This window comes from Pseudomonas sp. GW456-L13 (assembly GCF_017350115.1).
GTDB lineage: Bacteria > Pseudomonadota > Gammaproteobacteria > Pseudomonadales > Pseudomonadaceae > Aquipseudomonas > Aquipseudomonas jessenii.
The window spans coordinates 2,138,163-2,154,463 of the sequence record NZ_JACNAS010000002.1; the positions used below are offsets into that span (position 1 = coordinate 2,138,163).

The 16,301-nt window shown below is 61.4% G+C and carries 14 protein-coding genes; 2 read left to right on the forward strand and 12 right to left on the reverse strand.

The genetic code is table 11. The features are described 5' to 3' along the window. Positions 1–38 precede the first annotated feature (38 nt). The 7 genes from J4D25_RS23935 to J4D25_RS23965 form a co-directional block, all read right to left on the reverse strand. Entirely contained in the window at positions 39–602 is a 564-nt protein-coding gene (locus tag J4D25_RS23935) for a phosphonate degradation HD-domain oxygenase (protein WP_057712882.1), read from the reverse strand. Beyond that, the gene (locus tag J4D25_RS23940) at positions 602–1,735 is read right to left on the reverse strand and encodes a TIGR03364 family FAD-dependent oxidoreductase (protein ID WP_057712881.1); all 1,134 of its coding nucleotides are present in this window, start codon (positions 1,733–1,735) and stop codon (positions 602–604) included. The genes J4D25_RS23935 and J4D25_RS23940 overlap by 1 nt, the downstream gene beginning before the upstream one ends. A gap of 117 nt (positions 1,736–1,852) precedes the next feature. Then, complete coding sequence (locus J4D25_RS23945) at positions 1,853–2,878, reverse strand: putative 2-aminoethylphosphonate ABC transporter substrate-binding protein (RefSeq protein ID WP_057712880.1); 1,026 nt, start codon at positions 2,876–2,878, stop codon at positions 1,853–1,855. Positions 2,879–2,916: 38 nt separating this feature from the next. Next, a complete protein-coding gene (locus tag J4D25_RS23950; RefSeq protein ID WP_057712879.1) occupies positions 2,917–4,641 on the reverse strand; it encodes a putative 2-aminoethylphosphonate ABC transporter permease subunit in 1,725 nt (574 codons plus the stop codon). Next, positions 4,641–5,717: a putative 2-aminoethylphosphonate ABC transporter ATP-binding protein gene (locus J4D25_RS23955; RefSeq protein ID WP_057712878.1), complete on the reverse strand. Its 1,077-nt coding sequence runs from the start codon at positions 5,715–5,717 to the stop codon at positions 4,641–4,643. The genes J4D25_RS23950 and J4D25_RS23955 overlap by 1 nt, the downstream gene beginning before the upstream one ends. 178 nt (positions 5,718–5,895) lie before the next feature. Further along, complete coding sequence (locus J4D25_RS23960) at positions 5,896–6,759, reverse strand: LysR family transcriptional regulator (protein ID WP_057712877.1); 864 nt, start codon at positions 6,757–6,759, stop codon at positions 5,896–5,898. Positions 6,760–6,775: 16 nt separating this feature from the next. Continuing rightward, on the reverse strand, positions 6,776–9,037 hold the full coding sequence (locus tag J4D25_RS23965) for a heavy metal translocating P-type ATPase (RefSeq protein WP_057712876.1): 2,262 nt from the start codon (positions 9,035–9,037) through the stop codon (positions 6,776–6,778). Positions 9,038–9,130: 93 nt separating this feature from the next. On the opposite strand from J4D25_RS23965, the gene cadR reads away from it, so the two are divergent. After that, positions 9,131–9,580, forward strand: a complete 450-nt coding sequence (cadR, locus tag J4D25_RS23970; RefSeq protein WP_057712875.1) for a Cd(II)/Pb(II)-responsive transcriptional regulator — start codon at positions 9,131–9,133, stop codon at positions 9,578–9,580. A gap of 135 nt (positions 9,581–9,715) precedes the next feature. Here the strand turns inward: cadR and J4D25_RS23975 are convergent, their stop codons facing one another. The 3 genes from J4D25_RS23975 to J4D25_RS23985 form a co-directional block, all read right to left on the reverse strand. Beyond that, positions 9,716–10,687, reverse strand: coding sequence for a thymidylate synthase (locus tag J4D25_RS23975; protein ID WP_057712874.1), 972 nt, complete (start codon positions 10,685–10,687; stop codon positions 9,716–9,718). A gap of 49 nt (positions 10,688–10,736) precedes the next feature. After that, positions 10,737–11,543, reverse strand: a complete 807-nt coding sequence (gene lgt, locus J4D25_RS23980; protein WP_057712873.1) for a prolipoprotein diacylglyceryl transferase — start codon at positions 11,541–11,543, stop codon at positions 10,737–10,739. Between the two features lie 97 nt (positions 11,544–11,640). After that, positions 11,641–12,423 carry a sulfite exporter TauE/SafE family protein gene (locus tag J4D25_RS23985; RefSeq protein WP_057712872.1) on the reverse strand — a complete coding sequence of 261 codons (783 nt, stop codon included), beginning with the start codon at positions 12,421–12,423 and terminating at the stop codon, positions 11,641–11,643. 133 nt (positions 12,424–12,556) lie between these two features. On the opposite strand from J4D25_RS23985, the gene J4D25_RS23990 reads away from it, so the two are divergent. Beyond that, complete coding sequence (locus tag J4D25_RS23990; protein WP_057712871.1) at positions 12,557–13,303, forward strand: NRDE family protein; 747 nt, start codon at positions 12,557–12,559, stop codon at positions 13,301–13,303. Between the two features lie 114 nt (positions 13,304–13,417). Here J4D25_RS23990 and ptsP read toward each other — a convergent pair whose 3' ends face one another. Further along, positions 13,418–15,697, reverse strand: a complete 2,280-nt coding sequence (gene ptsP / locus J4D25_RS23995) for a phosphoenolpyruvate--protein phosphotransferase (RefSeq protein ID WP_057712870.1) — start codon at positions 15,695–15,697, stop codon at positions 13,418–13,420. A gap of 22 nt (positions 15,698–15,719) precedes the next feature. Further along, complete coding sequence (locus J4D25_RS24000; protein WP_053163553.1) at positions 15,720–16,199, reverse strand: RNA pyrophosphohydrolase; 480 nt, start codon at positions 16,197–16,199, stop codon at positions 15,720–15,722. Positions 16,200–16,301: the final 102 nt, after the last annotated feature.

Genomic DNA, 16,301 nt, shown 5'->3' on the forward strand with positions numbered 1-16,301 from the left:
CTCTTCATCTTGTAGGGGGTTTCAGCAACACTTGTCGTTCAAGCCGCCTTGGGCAAAAGGCCTAAAGCCTTGCGCTTCAGAATATCGAGATCGAGAAGCGGCACGTTCATCTCCTTGGCCAACTCATCCCACTGTCGCATGCGCAAACTGACCGCGCACAGCGGATCCTTTTCAAAGATCTCAGCCTCTTCAACCGTCATCACCCCGCCCTGATATTCCAGGGTTCGGCGACTGGCTTCACTCAAGCGCTCGTAGTATCCCGCCTCCTTGAGCGTCAGGTAACGCTTGGCCTGCACGTGGTATTCGACCAGCCGAGCCATACGCTCGCTGAAGCCGGCACGGCGCAGATAATCCGCGCCCAGACGCTCATGGCTGACAACGCCGAAGCCGCCCATGTTCTCCGCGCTTTCGCCACAGATATGCCCGATGTCATGAAAGAACGCCGCCAGCACCACTTCATCGTCGAAGCCTTCGGCCATGGCCAGTTCCGCCGCCTGGGACATGTGCTCGATCTGCGAAACCGGTTCACCGATGTAATCGCTGTCGCCAAAACGCTCGTACAGACTGAATACTTCGGCGACGACTTGTTCATTGCGCCCCATCAGATTTCCCCCAACACAGCTGCGATGTTTCGTTCAGCCATCGCCGGCCCGACGCTCATGCCGACACCGGTGTGCATCAACGCCACGCTCAGGCCTTTTGCCGGGCGCAGGAACGAAAACGGTCCCGGCCCCCGTGAACCATAGACCCCCTGCCAGCGTTCGACCACCTGCACCTTGCAGCCCAGAGTTTGCTCGGCCAGCTCGATCATCCAGTCATCGACCTGCTCGGCATTGAAGGGCGACGGATCGCTGCCGTAATGGTGCGAATCGCCAATGATCAACTCGCCATAGGGCGTCGGGCTGATCAGCAGGTGGATGCCGTTTTCGTGCAGGTGCGGCGTGTGCCGCAGAATGTCTGCCTGCACCGCCGCGGCCTCCGGCAAGTCGGCGAAGGCGTCGTAGTGCACGCAACTCAAACCGGTGAGCAACGCGTGTTGCAGGTTGAGGTGGATTTGCGGTCGGGCGCGGAGCATTTGCAGGCGGCAGATTTGCGGCTCGAGCTCAGCGATCTGTTCGGCCAGTAACGTCTGATAATCGTGGCCGGAGCAGACAATGATCTGCTCGGCACTGAAGCTGCCGGCGGTGCTGTGCAGGCGACCCGGCTCGATATCGCGCACCTGGGTAGAAAAGTGAAACTTGACCCCCAGGTCGCGGCGCAGGAAATCGATCAACGCCGGAATCGCTTCGCGGGAATACAACTGCTGATCGTCCATGCCATGCAACGCCGCGCGATGATGGCGGAACTGACCGTCGTACAAATCGCGCAATGCGGCACCGCGCAACAGGTCGACACGGTAACCGTGCTCCACCGCGCGGCCATCGCAAAAGGCTTGCAGCAGCTGTTCTTCCGCCTCGGTGCGGGCGAACAGGTACGAGCCATTGCGCTTGAGTTGCAGGCCGGCGAGCTGGGCCCAATCACCCCAGATTCCGCGACTGGCGCGGGCCAGTTCCAGCATCGGCCCCGGCGGCTGGCCGGTGACCAGTGCCTGGCCGAAGTTGCGCACCGAAGCGCCGAGGGGCGTTTCGCTGCGCTCGAAAACCGTGACCTTGAGACCGCGCTTGGCGGCGGCATACGCGTGGGACAAGCCCAGGATGCCGGCGCCGACGATCAGCATGTCGTTGTGTTGTGTCATGGGGTCTTGTCCTGAATTTGAAACCGCTTTCGCGAGCAAGCCCGCTCCCACATTGGAATGCGTACTCCTGTGGGAGCGAGCTTGCTCGCGATGAGGCCCTTTCAGCCGATAAAGATCTTATTTGGCCGCCACTTTCTCGGACTTGCCGTCATAGCGCTTGCGCCACTCGGTCAGGATCTCGTCGCGGTTCTTCGAGGCCCAGGCGAAGTCGTTCTTGATCAGGCGCTGTTCGTAGTCGGCCGGCAGTTCGGTCTGTGGCTTGGCGATGCCAGGCTGGGCGAGCACGGCGAAGTTTTCCTTGTAGAGCTCCATCGCCTCAGGGCTGGCCGAGAAGTCAGCCAGTTTCTTCGCCGCCTCTTCGTGGGCAGTGCCCTTGATCACGGCAGTCGCTTCGATCTCCCAGCCCAGGCCTTCCTTCGGCAGGATGATGTCCAGCGGTGCGCCCTGGCGTTTCAGTTGAACAGCCGGGTACTCGAAGGAAATACCGATCGGGAATTCACCAGCAGCCGCCAGTTTGCAAGGCTTGGAACCGGAGTGAACGTACTGGCCGATGTTCTGGTGCAGGCCATCCATGTAGGCCCAGCCCTGCTTCTCGCCGAAGGTCTGCAGCCAGGCGCTGACGTCGAGGAAACCGGTGCCGGACGAGGCCGGGTTTGGCATGACGATCTTGCCTTTGTACTCAGGCTTGGTCAGGTCCTGCCAGCTCACGGGCTTGGTCAGGCCCTGCTTTTCGGCTTCGACGGTGTTGAAGCAAATGGTCGCGGCCCACACGTCCATGCCGACCCAGGCTGGTGGGTTGGCCGCGTCGCGGTAGTTGGCGCCGATCTTGCCCAGGTCTTTCGGTGCGTAGCTTTGCAGCATGCCTTGCTGATCGAGAATCGCCAGGCTCGAAGCGGCCAGGCCCCACACGGCGTCAGCCTGCGGACGGGCTTTTTCGGCCAGCAGTTTGGCGGTGATGATGCCGGTGGAATCACGCACCCATTTGATTTCGACGTCCGGGTTGGCCTTTTCGAACGCTTGCTTGTAGGTCTTCAGTTGTTCGGCTTCGAGAGCGGTGTACACCGTCAACTCGGTTTTCGCCGCAAAGGCGTTCAGGCTGAAAGCGGTGAGGACAGCAGCGGCCAGGGCCATAGGCTTGAACATGATCTTTTCCTGTTTTTGAGTTGAGGGGTTGTGCAGATTCAATGACCGGGTGTCGTCTGCCGCCAGGCCTGGGAGCGGCGCAGCAAACCGCGCGAGGCCCAGGCCAGCAGCAGGGACACGCCCGCCGAGGTAATCAGGATCAGAGTCGACATCGCCGCCGCACCGCCGACGTTGCCGGCGTCATCCATGTTCAGCACCGCCACTGCCGCGAGGATGGTGTCGGGGCTGTAGAGGAAGATCGCCGCCGAAACGGTGGTCATGGCCGAGACGAACAGGTAGCGCACGATGTCCAGTAGCGCCGGCAGGCAGATCGGCACGGTGACGCGCAGGTAGTGGCGGTACAGCGGCGCCTTGAGCGACAGCGCGGCGGCTTCGAACTCGGCATCGAGTTGACGCAGCGCGGTAGTGGCGGTCATTTGTGCGGTGGTCAAATAGTGAGCAATGGTGCAAACAATCAACAGTGTCATGGTCCCGTAGAGCACATGCAGCGGGTTGCCGGTGAGGTTGAAGAAGAAGACGTAGCCCAACCCAAGCACCAGGCCTGGCACCGCCATCGGCACGAAACTGAGCATGCGCAGGGTCAAGTTCAGGCCGCGCTGACCCTTGGTTTTTTCCATCAGGTAGGCGCCGGTGAAGATCAGCAGGCTGCCGATCAACGCCGTGCCCAAGGCCATCTTCAGGCTGTTGCCATAGGCCAGCCAGCCACCGCCGGCGGTTTCGTTGAACTGATAATGGTTGAGCGACAGCGACAGGTTGTACGGCCAGAACTTCACCAGGGACGAGAACACCGCCATGCCGAACACCAGCAGCAACGCGGCGCAGATCAGCAGGACGATGGCCAGGTAGCAGCTGTCGCGCAGCTTCGACGGCGCGGGTTTGAACACCTGGGCACGACCGCTCATGGAATCACCGTGACGCCGACGCAACCAGGCATCGACCCCGAAGCTGAACAGCGCCGGTAGCAGCAACACCATGCCGATCAACGCGCCACGACCGAACTGTTGCTGGCCGACCACCGCCTTGTAGGCCTCCAGCGCCAACACTTGATAGTCGCCACCGACAACCACTGGTACGCCGAAGTCAGTGATGGTCAGGGTGAACACCAGACAGAATGCGGCAAACACGGCCTGACGGGTCGCCGGCCAGGTGATGCTGCGGAAGGCTTTTGCAGGACTCGCGCCCATGCTGGAGGCGGCATCGAACAGTCGCGCATCGGCCAGGGACAGGGCCGACAGAAGAATCATCAAGGCGTGCGGGAAGGTGTAGATGACTTCGCCAAGCACAATGCCCCAGAAGCCGTAGATGTTGTCCGAGAGCAGGCCACGCAGCATGCCCTGGTTGCCGAACAGATAAACCAGCGCGATGCCGGGCAACATCGACGGCGCCATCAATGGCAGCAGGGAAATGCCTCGCCAAATGCCTTTGGCGGGAATCAAGGTTCGTTGCAGCGCGTAGGCAAACAGGTAGGCCAGCGGTACGACAATGGCCGCGACACTGAGGGAAACCTTCAGGCTGTTACCGAGCAACCAGTGGAAGTTCTCGCTGGTCACCAGCTCTTTCGCTGCGACCCAGCCACCGCCCTGCCCGGCCTCGGCGCTGAAACCGCGCCAGAAGATCGCCAGCAACGGCATCAATACGGCAACGCCCAACAACACCAGCATGAGGACTTTGCCGCCGACCACGAACAACCGGTCACCGATCTCGGCGCGGGTGGTCTGCCGAACCTGCTTGTGCGGCAGCGGCAGCGCGATGTTCGCGCTCATCAGGCAAACACCTGCAGGCTACGCGGCGGCAAGGCGACCATGATCTGCTGGGCACCAAGGCGCGGCATGGCTTCTGGCGCCAACTCCGCCAACAGCGGGTGCCCCGGCAACTGATCGAGCTCGAAGCTCATGCGGCAGCGATTGCCGAGGAAGGTGATTTCACGAACCTTGGCCGGGAAAAGGTTTTCCTCGTGCACCAGCGGGTTGACGTTGATCGCTTCCGGTCGGCAGAACAAACGGCCCGACGCGGACTTGGCGCTGCCTTCGGCCAGACGCATGTTCATCCCGCCGACCTGGGCGTGGCTGTCGCTGTTGCGCTGGAAGGGTAGCCAGTTACCCTGGCCGACGAACTCCGCCACGAATGGCGTGGCCGGGCGGTTGTAGATTTCCTGCGGCGTGGCGTACTGCTCGACCTTGCCGTTGTTCATCACGGCGATACGGTCGGCCATCAGCATGGCCTCGTCCTGATTATGGGTGACCATCAGGGTAGTGATGCCGAGGTTGCGTTGCAGTTGGCGCAGTTCGGTACACAGATGCTCGCGCACCCGGGCATCGAGGGCCGACATCGGTTCGTCCAGCAGCAATAGCGAAGGTGCCGGGGCCAGGGCGCGAGCCAGTGCAACCCGCTGCTGCTGGCCGCCGGACAACTGGCCGGGATACTTTTTCTCGCTGCCGCCCAGGCCGACCAGTTCCAGCATCTGGCCGACTCGACGGCGCACTTCGTCACGACCGCTGCCGGCGAGGCCGTAGGCAATGTTCGCTTCGACGGTGAGATTGGGAAACAACGCGTAGGACTGGAACAGAATGCCGTAGTCCCGCGCCTGGGGCGCCAGGTGGGAAACGTCGCGATCGCCCAGGTACAACTCGCCGCTGTCCTGCTTCTCCAGACCGGCGATGCAGCGCAGCAAGGTGGTCTTGCCACAGCCCGACGGCCCCAGCAGACACACCAGCTCACCGGCCGCTACGTCGAGGGACACGTTATCCAGCGCGGTGAAGGCGCCAAAACGCTTCTGTACACCGCGCACTTTCATCGGTGCGCCGGGGTTGGTCAGGGCAGTTGCGATCGAGTTGTTCATGGACGGACCTCATCGAGCAGATGGGGGCCATCCTAGAGTTGTAATGAGTCCGTCATGTGGCAGTAAGGCAAAAACTGCCGATAGTGGTATTCGAGGATTTTGGTTTAAGTCTTGTGTTGCCTGAACTGGCCTCATCGCGAGCTTGCTCGCGATGAGGTCGGTACAGGCACCACAGAATTCAGGCCGGCGACATTTCCTGCGCCAACCCAAGAAACGCCGCCGGCAGCCGCGCGTTTTTGCGCTCCTTGAGGCAGTACAGGTATTCGGGAATCTGCGGCGCATTCTCGATGGTCAGCACCCGCAATTGCGGATCATGGGGCACTTCCTGACGGGCAATGATGCTGATACCGATGTTGCGCAGCACCGCTTCGCGGATCGATTCGCGGCTACCGATCTCCAGTAGCGGGCCGAAACACACCCCGGCACTGGCCAGCAACTCTTCGGTCAGGCGACGGGTGGTTGAGCCCGGTTCACGCATCAGCAGGGTATGCCCGGCCAAGGCACCGAGCGGTACGTGATCGTGAACCGCCAGCGGATGATTGCGATGCACCGCCAGCACCAGCGGATCGCTGCCGAGTACCCGGCGAATCAACCGCGCATCCTCCAGTAACTGCGAAGAGGCGGCGACATCGACACGGTAATCCTCCAATGCTTCGAGCACTTGCTGGGAGTTGCCGATTTCCACCGACACCTCCACCTGCGGCAGGCGTTCGCGGAACGTTTTCACCAGGTCGAGGATGTAGTACGGCGCCGTGGCGGCAATACGCAACGCGCCCTGGACCTGGCCGCAGTTACGCAGGAAAAACTCGATGTCGGCTTCCTGTTGCATCAGCACCTTGACCATAGGCAGCAGCCGCGCGCCCTCCTCACTGACGCTGAGACGCCGGCCGCCGCGATAGAACAGCTCGACCGAGTACTGACTTTCGAGGTTGCGGATCTGCGTCGTCACCGTCGGTTGGCTCAGGCCGAGCTTTTTGGCAGCCTGGGTAATGCTGCCCAGGCGGGCCACCATGTAAAACGCCTTCAGCTCGGCACTCAGCACAACCGTCCCTCATCCTTTACTTGCGCAGCAGGCGCAAACCGTTGAACACCACCAGCAAACTCACGCCCATATCGGCGAACACTGCCATCCACATGGTAGCGATCCCGGCAAAGGTTACCCCAAGAAAGATCGCCTTGATGACCAAAGCCAGGGCGATGTTCTGTTTGAGGATGCTCGAAGTCTGCCGGGACAGGCGAATGAATGCCGGAACTTTGCGCAGATCGTCGTCCATCAGGGCGACATCGGCGGTTTCGATCGCGGTATCGGTGCCCGCAGCGGCCATGGCGAAGCCGATTTCGGAACGCGCCAGTGCAGGCGCATCATTGATGCCGTCGCCAACCATGCCGACCCGATGCCCTTGAGCATAGAGAGTTTCGATAGCCTGCAGTTTGTCCCCCGGCAACAGATCGCCCTTGGCCTCGTCGATGCCGACTTGTGCTGCAATGGCCTGCGCGGTGTGGATGTTATCGCCCGTGAGCATCAGGGTTTTGATACCCAGGACATGCAGTTGGCGGATCGCTTCGCGGCTGGACTCTTTTACCGTGTCCGCCACGGCAAACAGCGCCAACGGGCCGGACGAATCAAGCAGCAGCACCACCGACTTGCCCTGCTTTTCCAGGGCAAACAGTTTTTCTTCCAGCGCTGGCGAACACAGGCCCAGATCCTCCACAAGACGATGATTGCCCAGATGGTAGAGCTGGCCGTTGATCTCGCCGCGCACCCCGCGCCCGCCCAGCGCTTCGAAGTTATCCACAATCAGCGTCGCGGTCTGGTTATCCACAGCCGCCTTGGCGATGGCTAGGGAAACCGGGTGATCCGAGCGCCCGGCCAACGCGGCGGCAATGGCGGGCGCCGAGTCGTCGGCGGTCGGGTCCAGCGACAGGTAATCGGTCTGCACCGGTTTGCCGTGGGTGATGGTGCCGGTCTTGTCCAGGGCCAGGTAGTCGAGCTTGTAACCGCCCTCCAGATAAACGCCGCCCTTGACCAGAATGCCTTTACGCGCCGCCGCCGCGAGGCCGCTGACGATGGTCACCGGCGTGGAAATCACCAGCGCACACGGGCAGGCCACCACCAGCAGCACCAGCGCCCGGTAGATCCAGTCGAACCACAACTCGCCCATGAACAATGGCGGGATCACCGCCACGGCCAGGGCCAGGACGAACACTGCCGGGGTGTAAATTTTCGAGAAACTGTCGACGAAACGCTGGGTCGGCGCCCGCGCGCCCTGGGCCTGTTCGACGGCGTGGATGATGCGGGCCAGGGTCGAGTTATCCGCCGCGGCGGTCACCTCGTACTCCAGGGACCCGGCCTGATTGATGGTGCCGGCGAAGACTTTGTCGCCGACGGTTTTTTCCACCGGCAGGCTTTCACCGGTGATTGGCGCCTGATCGATGGTCGAGCGACCGGACAGCACTTCGCCGTCCAGGCCGATACGCTCGCCGGGGCGCACCCGCACCCGCGCGCCGAGCCCAATGTTTTTGACATCCTGCTCAAGCCAGACCCCGTCAGCCTGCAACACCGTTGCCGTGTCCGGCGTCATCTGCATCAACCCGCTGATGGCATTGCGCGCTCGGTCAAGGGACCTGGCTTCGATCAACTCGGCCACGGTGAACAGGAACATCACCATCGCCGCTTCCGGCCACTGGCCGATCAGCACCGCGCCGGTCACGGCAATGCTCATCAGCGCGTTGATGTTCAGATTGCGGTTTTTAAGGGCGATCCAGCCTTTTTTGTAAGTACCGAGGCCACCACTGAGAATCGAGACCAGCGCGATAACCGCCACCACCCAGTTCGGCGCGAAACCGGTGAAGTGGATAACTTCTGCCAGCAATGCACCAACACCGGACAGTGCCAGGGGCCACCACGGCTTTTTCCGGGGCGCGGGCGCTGGGGTTTCATCACCCTGGTCCATCGGCTCGGCCTGCATGCCCAAGGATTTGATGGCCTCGACGATCGGCTCGATACCGGGCAAATCGTGGGTTACGCCGAGCACCCGATTAATCAGATTGAACTCAAGCTGCTGCACGCCGGTCAGTTTGCTTAGCTTGTTCTGAATCAGCGTCTGTTCAGTTGGACAGTCCATTGCCTCGATGCGGAAACTGCTCAGTCGGGCTCCGGGCGTCGGCGATTCGCTCAGTTTTACCAGCGCAGGCACTGCCGCTTTAGATGAGCAGCAGGCGTCGCCGTGACCGCCGTGGCCATGTTTTTGCACGGGCTTGAGCTTGTGGCTGTGCTCGTGCTCAGCCCCGGGTTTGTGGGAGTGCAGGGAATCGCTCATTGGTTGCGTCCATAAGAGTGCCTGTTGCCAAGTAAAGACCCTGTAGCCACTATAGGGTCAAGCACCCTTTCTGGAGTTTTGGAGATTGGCGTCATGAAAATTGGAGAGTTGGCGAAACTCACGGACTGCGCCGTGGAAACGATCCGCTACTACGAGCGCGAGAACCTTCTGCCGGAACCGGCCCGCAGTGATGGCAATTATCGCGTCTATACCCAGGCCCACGCCGAGCGCCTGACCTTCATCCGCAACTGTCGCACCCTCGACATGACGCTCGAAGAAATCCGCAGCCTGCTGGCGTTTCGCGACAGTCCGCAGGATCAGTGCGAAAGCGTCAACGCGCTGATTGACGAACACATCCACCATGTAAAGGCGCGGATCGACGGCTTGCTGGCCTTGCAGACGCAACTGCTCGACCTGCGCCAACGCTGCGGCGAAGGGCCAAGTATCGATCAATGCGGGATTTTGCAGCGGCTGGAAGTGAGCGGTGGGGTGGTGGCGACGGAGGTGGAGCATTCCCATGTGGGCCGTAGTCACGGCCACTGAAAACAACACCTCCCCCCTGTAGGAGCGAGCTTGCTCGCGATGGTCGTGAACGATGACGCGTATTGCCTGAAAAAACGCGTCGTCCTTGAGTCCATCGCGAGCTAGCTCGCTCCTACAGGGGGATGGCGTGAAGCGTCAGACCGCCATCGGCGCGGTCATCGGCGCGTGGTGTTCGTAGCCTTCCAGCGAAAAATCGCCCGGTTCCACCAGCTCCAGCCATTCCGGCTGGTAAACACCCGTCTTGGCAAACTCCGGCACACGGTCGGAAATCACCAGTTTCGGCATCGGGAACGGCTCGCGCTTGAGCTGTTCGTTGAGCATGTCCAGGTGGTTTTCGTAGACGTGGGCATCACCGATGAAATAGGTGAACCAGCGCGGCGTGTAGCCGGTCAGGCGACCGATCAGGCTCAGCAGCGCAGCGCCTTCGGTGAGGTTGAACGGCGTGCCCAGGCCCAGGTCGTTGGAGCGGATGTAGAGGGTCAAAGAGATCTCTTTGGTCTCGACATTCGGGTGGAACTGGTACAGCAGGTGGCACGGCGGCAGGGCCATTTCATCGAGCTGGGCGCAGTTCCAGCCGTGGAACAGGATGCGGCGGCTGCCCGGGTCCTTGATGATGGTATCGACGCACTGGCGAACCTGGTCGATGGCCTTGTACAGCACCACGTAGGCCTGACCGTCTTCCTCGCCTTCGGCAATCTGGCGATAACCCTGGCTCAGGGTCTGCTCGATGGCAGCCGGGTTGCTGAGCGGAATCTGCTTGTACGCCGGCCATTTGCGCCATTGCACGCCGTAGATTTCGCCGAGGTCGTCTTCGCCCTGACGGAACGGGTTGGCCAGCCACTGGGCGTTTTCGTTGGCGTTCTGGTCCCAGACCTTGCAGCCCAGGGCGCGGAATTCGGCAGCGTTATTTACGCCACGCAGGAATCCGCACATTTCGCCGATAGCCGATTTGAAGGCCATTTTGCGCGTGGTGATCGCCGGGAAACCTTCCTGCAAGTCATAACGCAGCATCGCACCGGGAAAACTGATGGTGTTCACGCCGGTACGATTGGCCTGTTTGGTGCCGTTCTTGATGACGTGGGCGACCAGTTCGAGATATTGCTTCATGAATTACCTGTGTCCTTGACCCCGCAACCATCGCTGCGGGGTTCGAATTTTATACGGCTGCCGCTGGAGTCGCCGGGGCGCGGTGATACGCCAGCCAGATCAGGAACAGCCCGCCGACGATCATCGGCACGCACAGTACCTGCCCCATGGTCAGCCAGTTCCAGGCCAGATAGCCCAACTGGGCGTCCGGTACGCGGACGAACTCGACGATGAAACGGAAGATGCCATAGAACAGCGCGAACATCCCCGATACCGCCATAGTCGGCCGCGGCTTGCGCGAGAACAGCCACAGGATCAGGAACAGTGCCACGCCTTCGAGGGCGAACTGGTACAGCTGCGACGGATGACGCGCCAGTTGCGCCGGATCGGTCGGAAAGACCATCGCCCACGGCACGTCGGTTGCCTTGCCCCACAACTCGGCGTTGATGAAGTTGCCGATGCGCCCGGCGCCCAGGCCAATCGGCACCATCGGCGCAACGAAATCCATCAGCTGGAAGAACGACTTGTTGTTCTTCTTGCCGAACCACAATGCCGCCAGCATCACGCCGATGAAACCGCCGTGGAACGACATACCGCCCTTCCACACTTCGAAGATCAGCGTCGGGTTGGCCAGATAGGCGCCCAGATCGTAGAACAGCACATAACCCAAGCGCCCGCCGACAATCACCCCCATCGACATCCAGAACACCATGTCGGAGAGTTTTTCCTTGGTCCAGGTCGGGTCGAAGCGGTTCAACCGGCGGGAGGCCAGCAGCCAGGCGCCGCCGATGCCGATCAGGTACATCAGACCGTACCAGTGGATTTTCAGCGGACCGATGGCCAGGGCCACCGGGTCGATCTGCGGGTAAGGCAGCATTGCGACTCCTCGTTAGAGTTCAAATCTTAAAAATTCCCGGGCGACGCTGCCACCTCAGGATTAAGCCAGGATTGCGCTGCCCGTCAGAGCAGATGCTTCAGACTAGAAAGTTCAGGCCAACGCAGAACAGCAAAGCGGCAAACAGCCGTTTCAGCAACCTCGGCGACAACCTGTGGGCCAATCGCGCGCCCAAGCGGGCGAACACCATGCTGGTCAGGGCAACGCCCAGCAACGCCGGCAAATAAATGAAACCGAGACTATGGGCCGGGAGCAACGGATCGTGCCAGCCCAGAATCATGAAACTTAATGCACTGGCCAGGGCAATCGGCAGACCGCAGGCCGATGAAGTGGCCACGGCTTGCTGCATCGGCACACTGCGCCAGGTCAGGAATGGCACGGTCAACGAACCGCCGCCAATGCCGAAAATCGCCGAAGCCCAGCCAATCACGCTGCCGGCCACGGTCAGACCGAGTTTGCCCGGCACGGTTCGGCTGGCCTTGGGTTTGACCTCAAGCGCCAGCTGAGCGGCGATCACCAGGGCGAAAACACCAATGAGCTTCTGCAGGTTGGGGCCGGAAATCGCTTCGGCCGTCAGCGCGCCAAACCCGGCACCGACCAGAATGCCGACGGTCATCCACATGAAGATCGGCCAACGCACGGCGCCACGGCGATGATGCTCGCGTACCGCGTTGACCGAGGTAAAGATGATCGTCGCCAGGGAGGTACCCACCGCCAGGTGCGTGAGGATCGACGGATCGAACCCTTGGGCCTTGAAGCTGAACACCAGTACCGGGACGATGATGATCCCGCCGCCCACGCCAAACAGCCCGGCGAGTACACCTGCACAGGCGCCGAGCGCCAGATAGAGCAGAAATTCCATGTCGTCCCGCCCGCATCCCCAAAACCGGAGCGGCATGGTAACGGATGCATGGCCTCAAGCTCCACTGCGCAAGGCGATGGATCGATGAGCGATGTCTGCGTAGAGTGAGCAAAAAACACACAAGGACAGCCTGATGTGCCTGATTGTTTTTGCCTGGCGACCGGGTCATGCCCAGCCGCTGGTCGTGGCGGCCAATCGCGATGAATTCTACGCCCGCCCCAGCCTGCCCCTGGCGCCATGGCCCGAAGCCCCGCATGTGCATGCCGGGCGCGACCTCGAGGCCGGTGGCACCTGGCTCGGTGTCGGTGCCAACGGACGATTTGCGGCGCTGACCAACATCCGCGATCCCCTTCGACCACCGGGACGCAAGTCTCGTGGGGAGCTGGTCGCGCGATTCCTCGAGGGCGATTGCTCGATTGATGACTATTTGGCCGACGTTGTCAGACGTTCGCCTGAATATGGCGGTTTCAATCTACTGGTTGGCAACAGGAACGAGCTCTGGCACTTCAACGCCCGGGAGACGGAAGCCGTGATGCTGCAACCGGGAGTCTACGGCGTGTCGAACGCCGGGCTGGATACGCCGTGGCCGAAGCTGCTCAAGGCCAAGGCTGCATTGAGCGAGGTGCTGGATGATCCGCAGCCTCAGGCGCTGCTGGCGTTGTTGAGCGATGCGCAGACCGCGCCGTTTGCCGAGTTGCCGGATACCGGAGTGGGGCTGGTCACCGAAACGTTGTTGTCGAGCGTGTTCATTGCCAGCCAGAGTTATGGAACGCGGGCGAGTACGGCGTTGATTGTGCAGGCGGATGGGGCGCTGCATATGGTCGAAAGGAGTTTCGGGCCGTATGGCGGGCATCTTGGGGAAGTGGAGATCAAGCTTTAGTCTTGTGTTGCCAGCACAGGCCTCATCGCGAGCAAGCTCGCTCCCACAGGGGATTTGCGGCGTTCACAGATCCAGTGTGGGAGCGAGCTTGCTCGCGATGGGGCCATCAGCGTTTTAGAGGGGCTTGATTGCTGCCGGATTGATCATCCGCGCCAACCCGAGGTTCTTCAGCGCCAGCTGCAACGAGCTGTGAATCACTTGCGGGTTATCGATGGTCATTAGCTCCGCCAGCAATTCCCTGGCCTTGCTCAGGTTGATCTGGCGCAGCATCCACTTCACTTTCGGCAAGTTGGTGGCGTTCATCGACAGGCTGTCGAACCCCATCGCCATCAACAGCACCGCCGCCGCCGGATCACCGGCCATTTCACCGCAGATGCTCACTGGCTTGCCTTCGGCATGGGCATCACGCACCACGTTCTGCAGCGCCTGAAGCACCGCCGGGTGCAGGTAATCGTAGAGGTCGGCCACTCGCGGGTTGTTGCGGTCCACGGCCAGCAGGTACTGGGTCAGGTCGTTGGAACCGACCGACAGGAAATCCACTTGCCGCGCCAGTTCTTTGGTCTGGTACACCGCCGCCGGAATCTCGATCATCACGCCAATCGGCGGCATCGGCACGTCGCAGCCTTCGTCGCGTACTTCGCCCCAGGCGCGGTGGATCAGGTGCAGCGCTTCTTCCAATTCATGGGTGCCGGAGATCATCGGCAGCAGAATCCGCAAGTTGTTCAGGCCTTCGCTGGCCTTGAGCATGGCACGGGTCTGCACCAGGAAGATTTCCGGGTGGTCGAGGGTGACGCGAATGCCGCGCCAGCCGAGGAACGGGTTGTCTTCCTTGATCGGGAAGTACGACAGTGACTTGTCGCCGCCGATGTCCAGGGTGCGCATGGTGACGGGTTGCGGGTGGAACGCAGACAGTTGCTCGCGGTAGATCGCCAGTTGTTCCTTTTCGCTCGGGAAACGCTGGTTGATCATGAACGGCACTTCGGTGCGGTACAGGCCCACGCCTTCGGCACCACGCTTCTGCGCACGCGCCACATCCGCCAGCAGGCCGGTGTTGACCCACAGCGGCATGCGGTGGCCATCGACCGTCACGCACGGCAGATCGCGCAGCGCATCCAGCCCCAGGGCCAGTTGTTTCTCTTCCTCGACCACCTCGGCGAACTGCTTGCGCAGCACTTCACTCGGGTTGGTGTAGACCTCGCCGTGGTAGCCGTCGACGATCATCTGGATGCCGTCGACCTTGGAGTACGGCAGGTCGACCAGGCCCATCACGGTCGGGATGCCCATGGCGCGGGCCAGGATCGCGACGTGGGAGTTACCGGAACCGAGTACCGACACCAGGCCGGCCAGCTTGCCTTCCGGCACCTCGCCGAGCATCGCCGGCGTCAGTTCTTCGCTGACCAGAATGGTGTTGTCGGGGTAGACCAGGGTTTGCTGACGCTCTTCCTGCAAATAAGCCAGCAAGCGACGACCGAGATCCTTGACGTCGGATGCACGCTCGCGCAGGTAAGCGTCGTCCATCAATTCGAAACGGTTGACGTGATCGGTGACCACCTGGCGCAACGCACCCTGGGCCCACTGGCCGGTCTTGATCACGGTGGTCACTTCGCTGCCCAGCGCAGCATCGTCGAGCATCATCAGGTAGACGTCGAACAAGGCCCGCTCTTCCGGGCGCAACTGCGTGGCAAGCTTGGCGGACAAGGTGCGCATGTCGGCGCGCACGCCCTCGATGGCGGTCTTGAACAGCCCCAGTTCGGCGTCGATGTCGGTGATGGTCTTGTCCGGCACCACGTCCAGGTCAGCGGGCGGTAGCATGACCACCGCAGTACCGACCGCGGCACCCGGCGAGCCCGGCACACCGACGAACTTGGCTTCCTGGATGCCCTTGCCCTGACGACCCAGGCCACGGATGGAGCCTGTGGCCTCGGCATGGGCGATAACGCCGGCCAACTGCGCGCTCATGGTCACGAGGAAGGCTTCTTCCCCTTCATCGAACTGGCGACGCTCTTTTTGCTGGATGACCAACACGCCGACGACGCGACGGTGGTGGATAATCGGCGCGCCGAGGAACGAAGCGAAACGCTCTTCACCGGTTTCGGCGAAGTAGCGATAGCGCGGGTGGTCCGCGGCGTTTTCGAGGTTCAGGGGTTCTTCACGCGTGCCGACCAGACCCACCAGACCTTCGTTGGGGGCCATGCTGACCTTGCCGATCGAGCGCTTGTTCAAGCCCTCGGTGGCCATCAGTACGAACCGGTTGGTCTCCGGATCAAGCAGGTAGACCGAGCAGACCTGGCTGCCCATGGCCTCTTTGACGCGCAACACAATAATCCCCAACGCCGCCTTGAGATCCTTGGCGGAGTTAACTTCCTGGACGATCTTGCGCAGCGTATTGAGCATGGCTCGGGGTCGAACTCCGTCGTCAGTCGCGCGCTAAAAGGCGCGGGGCAAGCTCTTTGAGAGCGCGTCGATACACCTCGCGCTTGAATGTCACCACCTGGCCCAACGGATACCAATAGCTGACCCAGCGCCAGCCATCGAATTCCGGTTTACCGGTCAAATCCATCCGCACCCGCTGCTCGTTGGAGACCAGGCGCAGGAGAAACCATTTCTGTTTCTGGCCGATGCACAGCGGTTGGCTGTGGGTACGTACCAGACGTTGCGGCAAACGATAGCGCAACCAGCCCCGGGTGCAGGCGAGAATTTCAACATCTTCGCGCTCAAGGCCTACTTCTTCGTTCAGCTCGCGGTACAAGGCGTCTTCCGGCGTCTCTTCGGGGTTGATTCCCCCCTGCGGAAACTGCCAGGCATCTTGATTGATTCGGCGAGCCCATAGCACCTGGCCGGCGTCATTCGTCAGAATGATCCCGACATTGGGGCGAAAACCATCGGGGTCGATCACGGCAACAACCTCGCAAACGCATGTCGCCGCATTGTTCCACAAAGGTTGTGAAGGCGGCAACGAAGGTTCCTACCTTATGTGCACTCTTGTGAAAAGACCGTA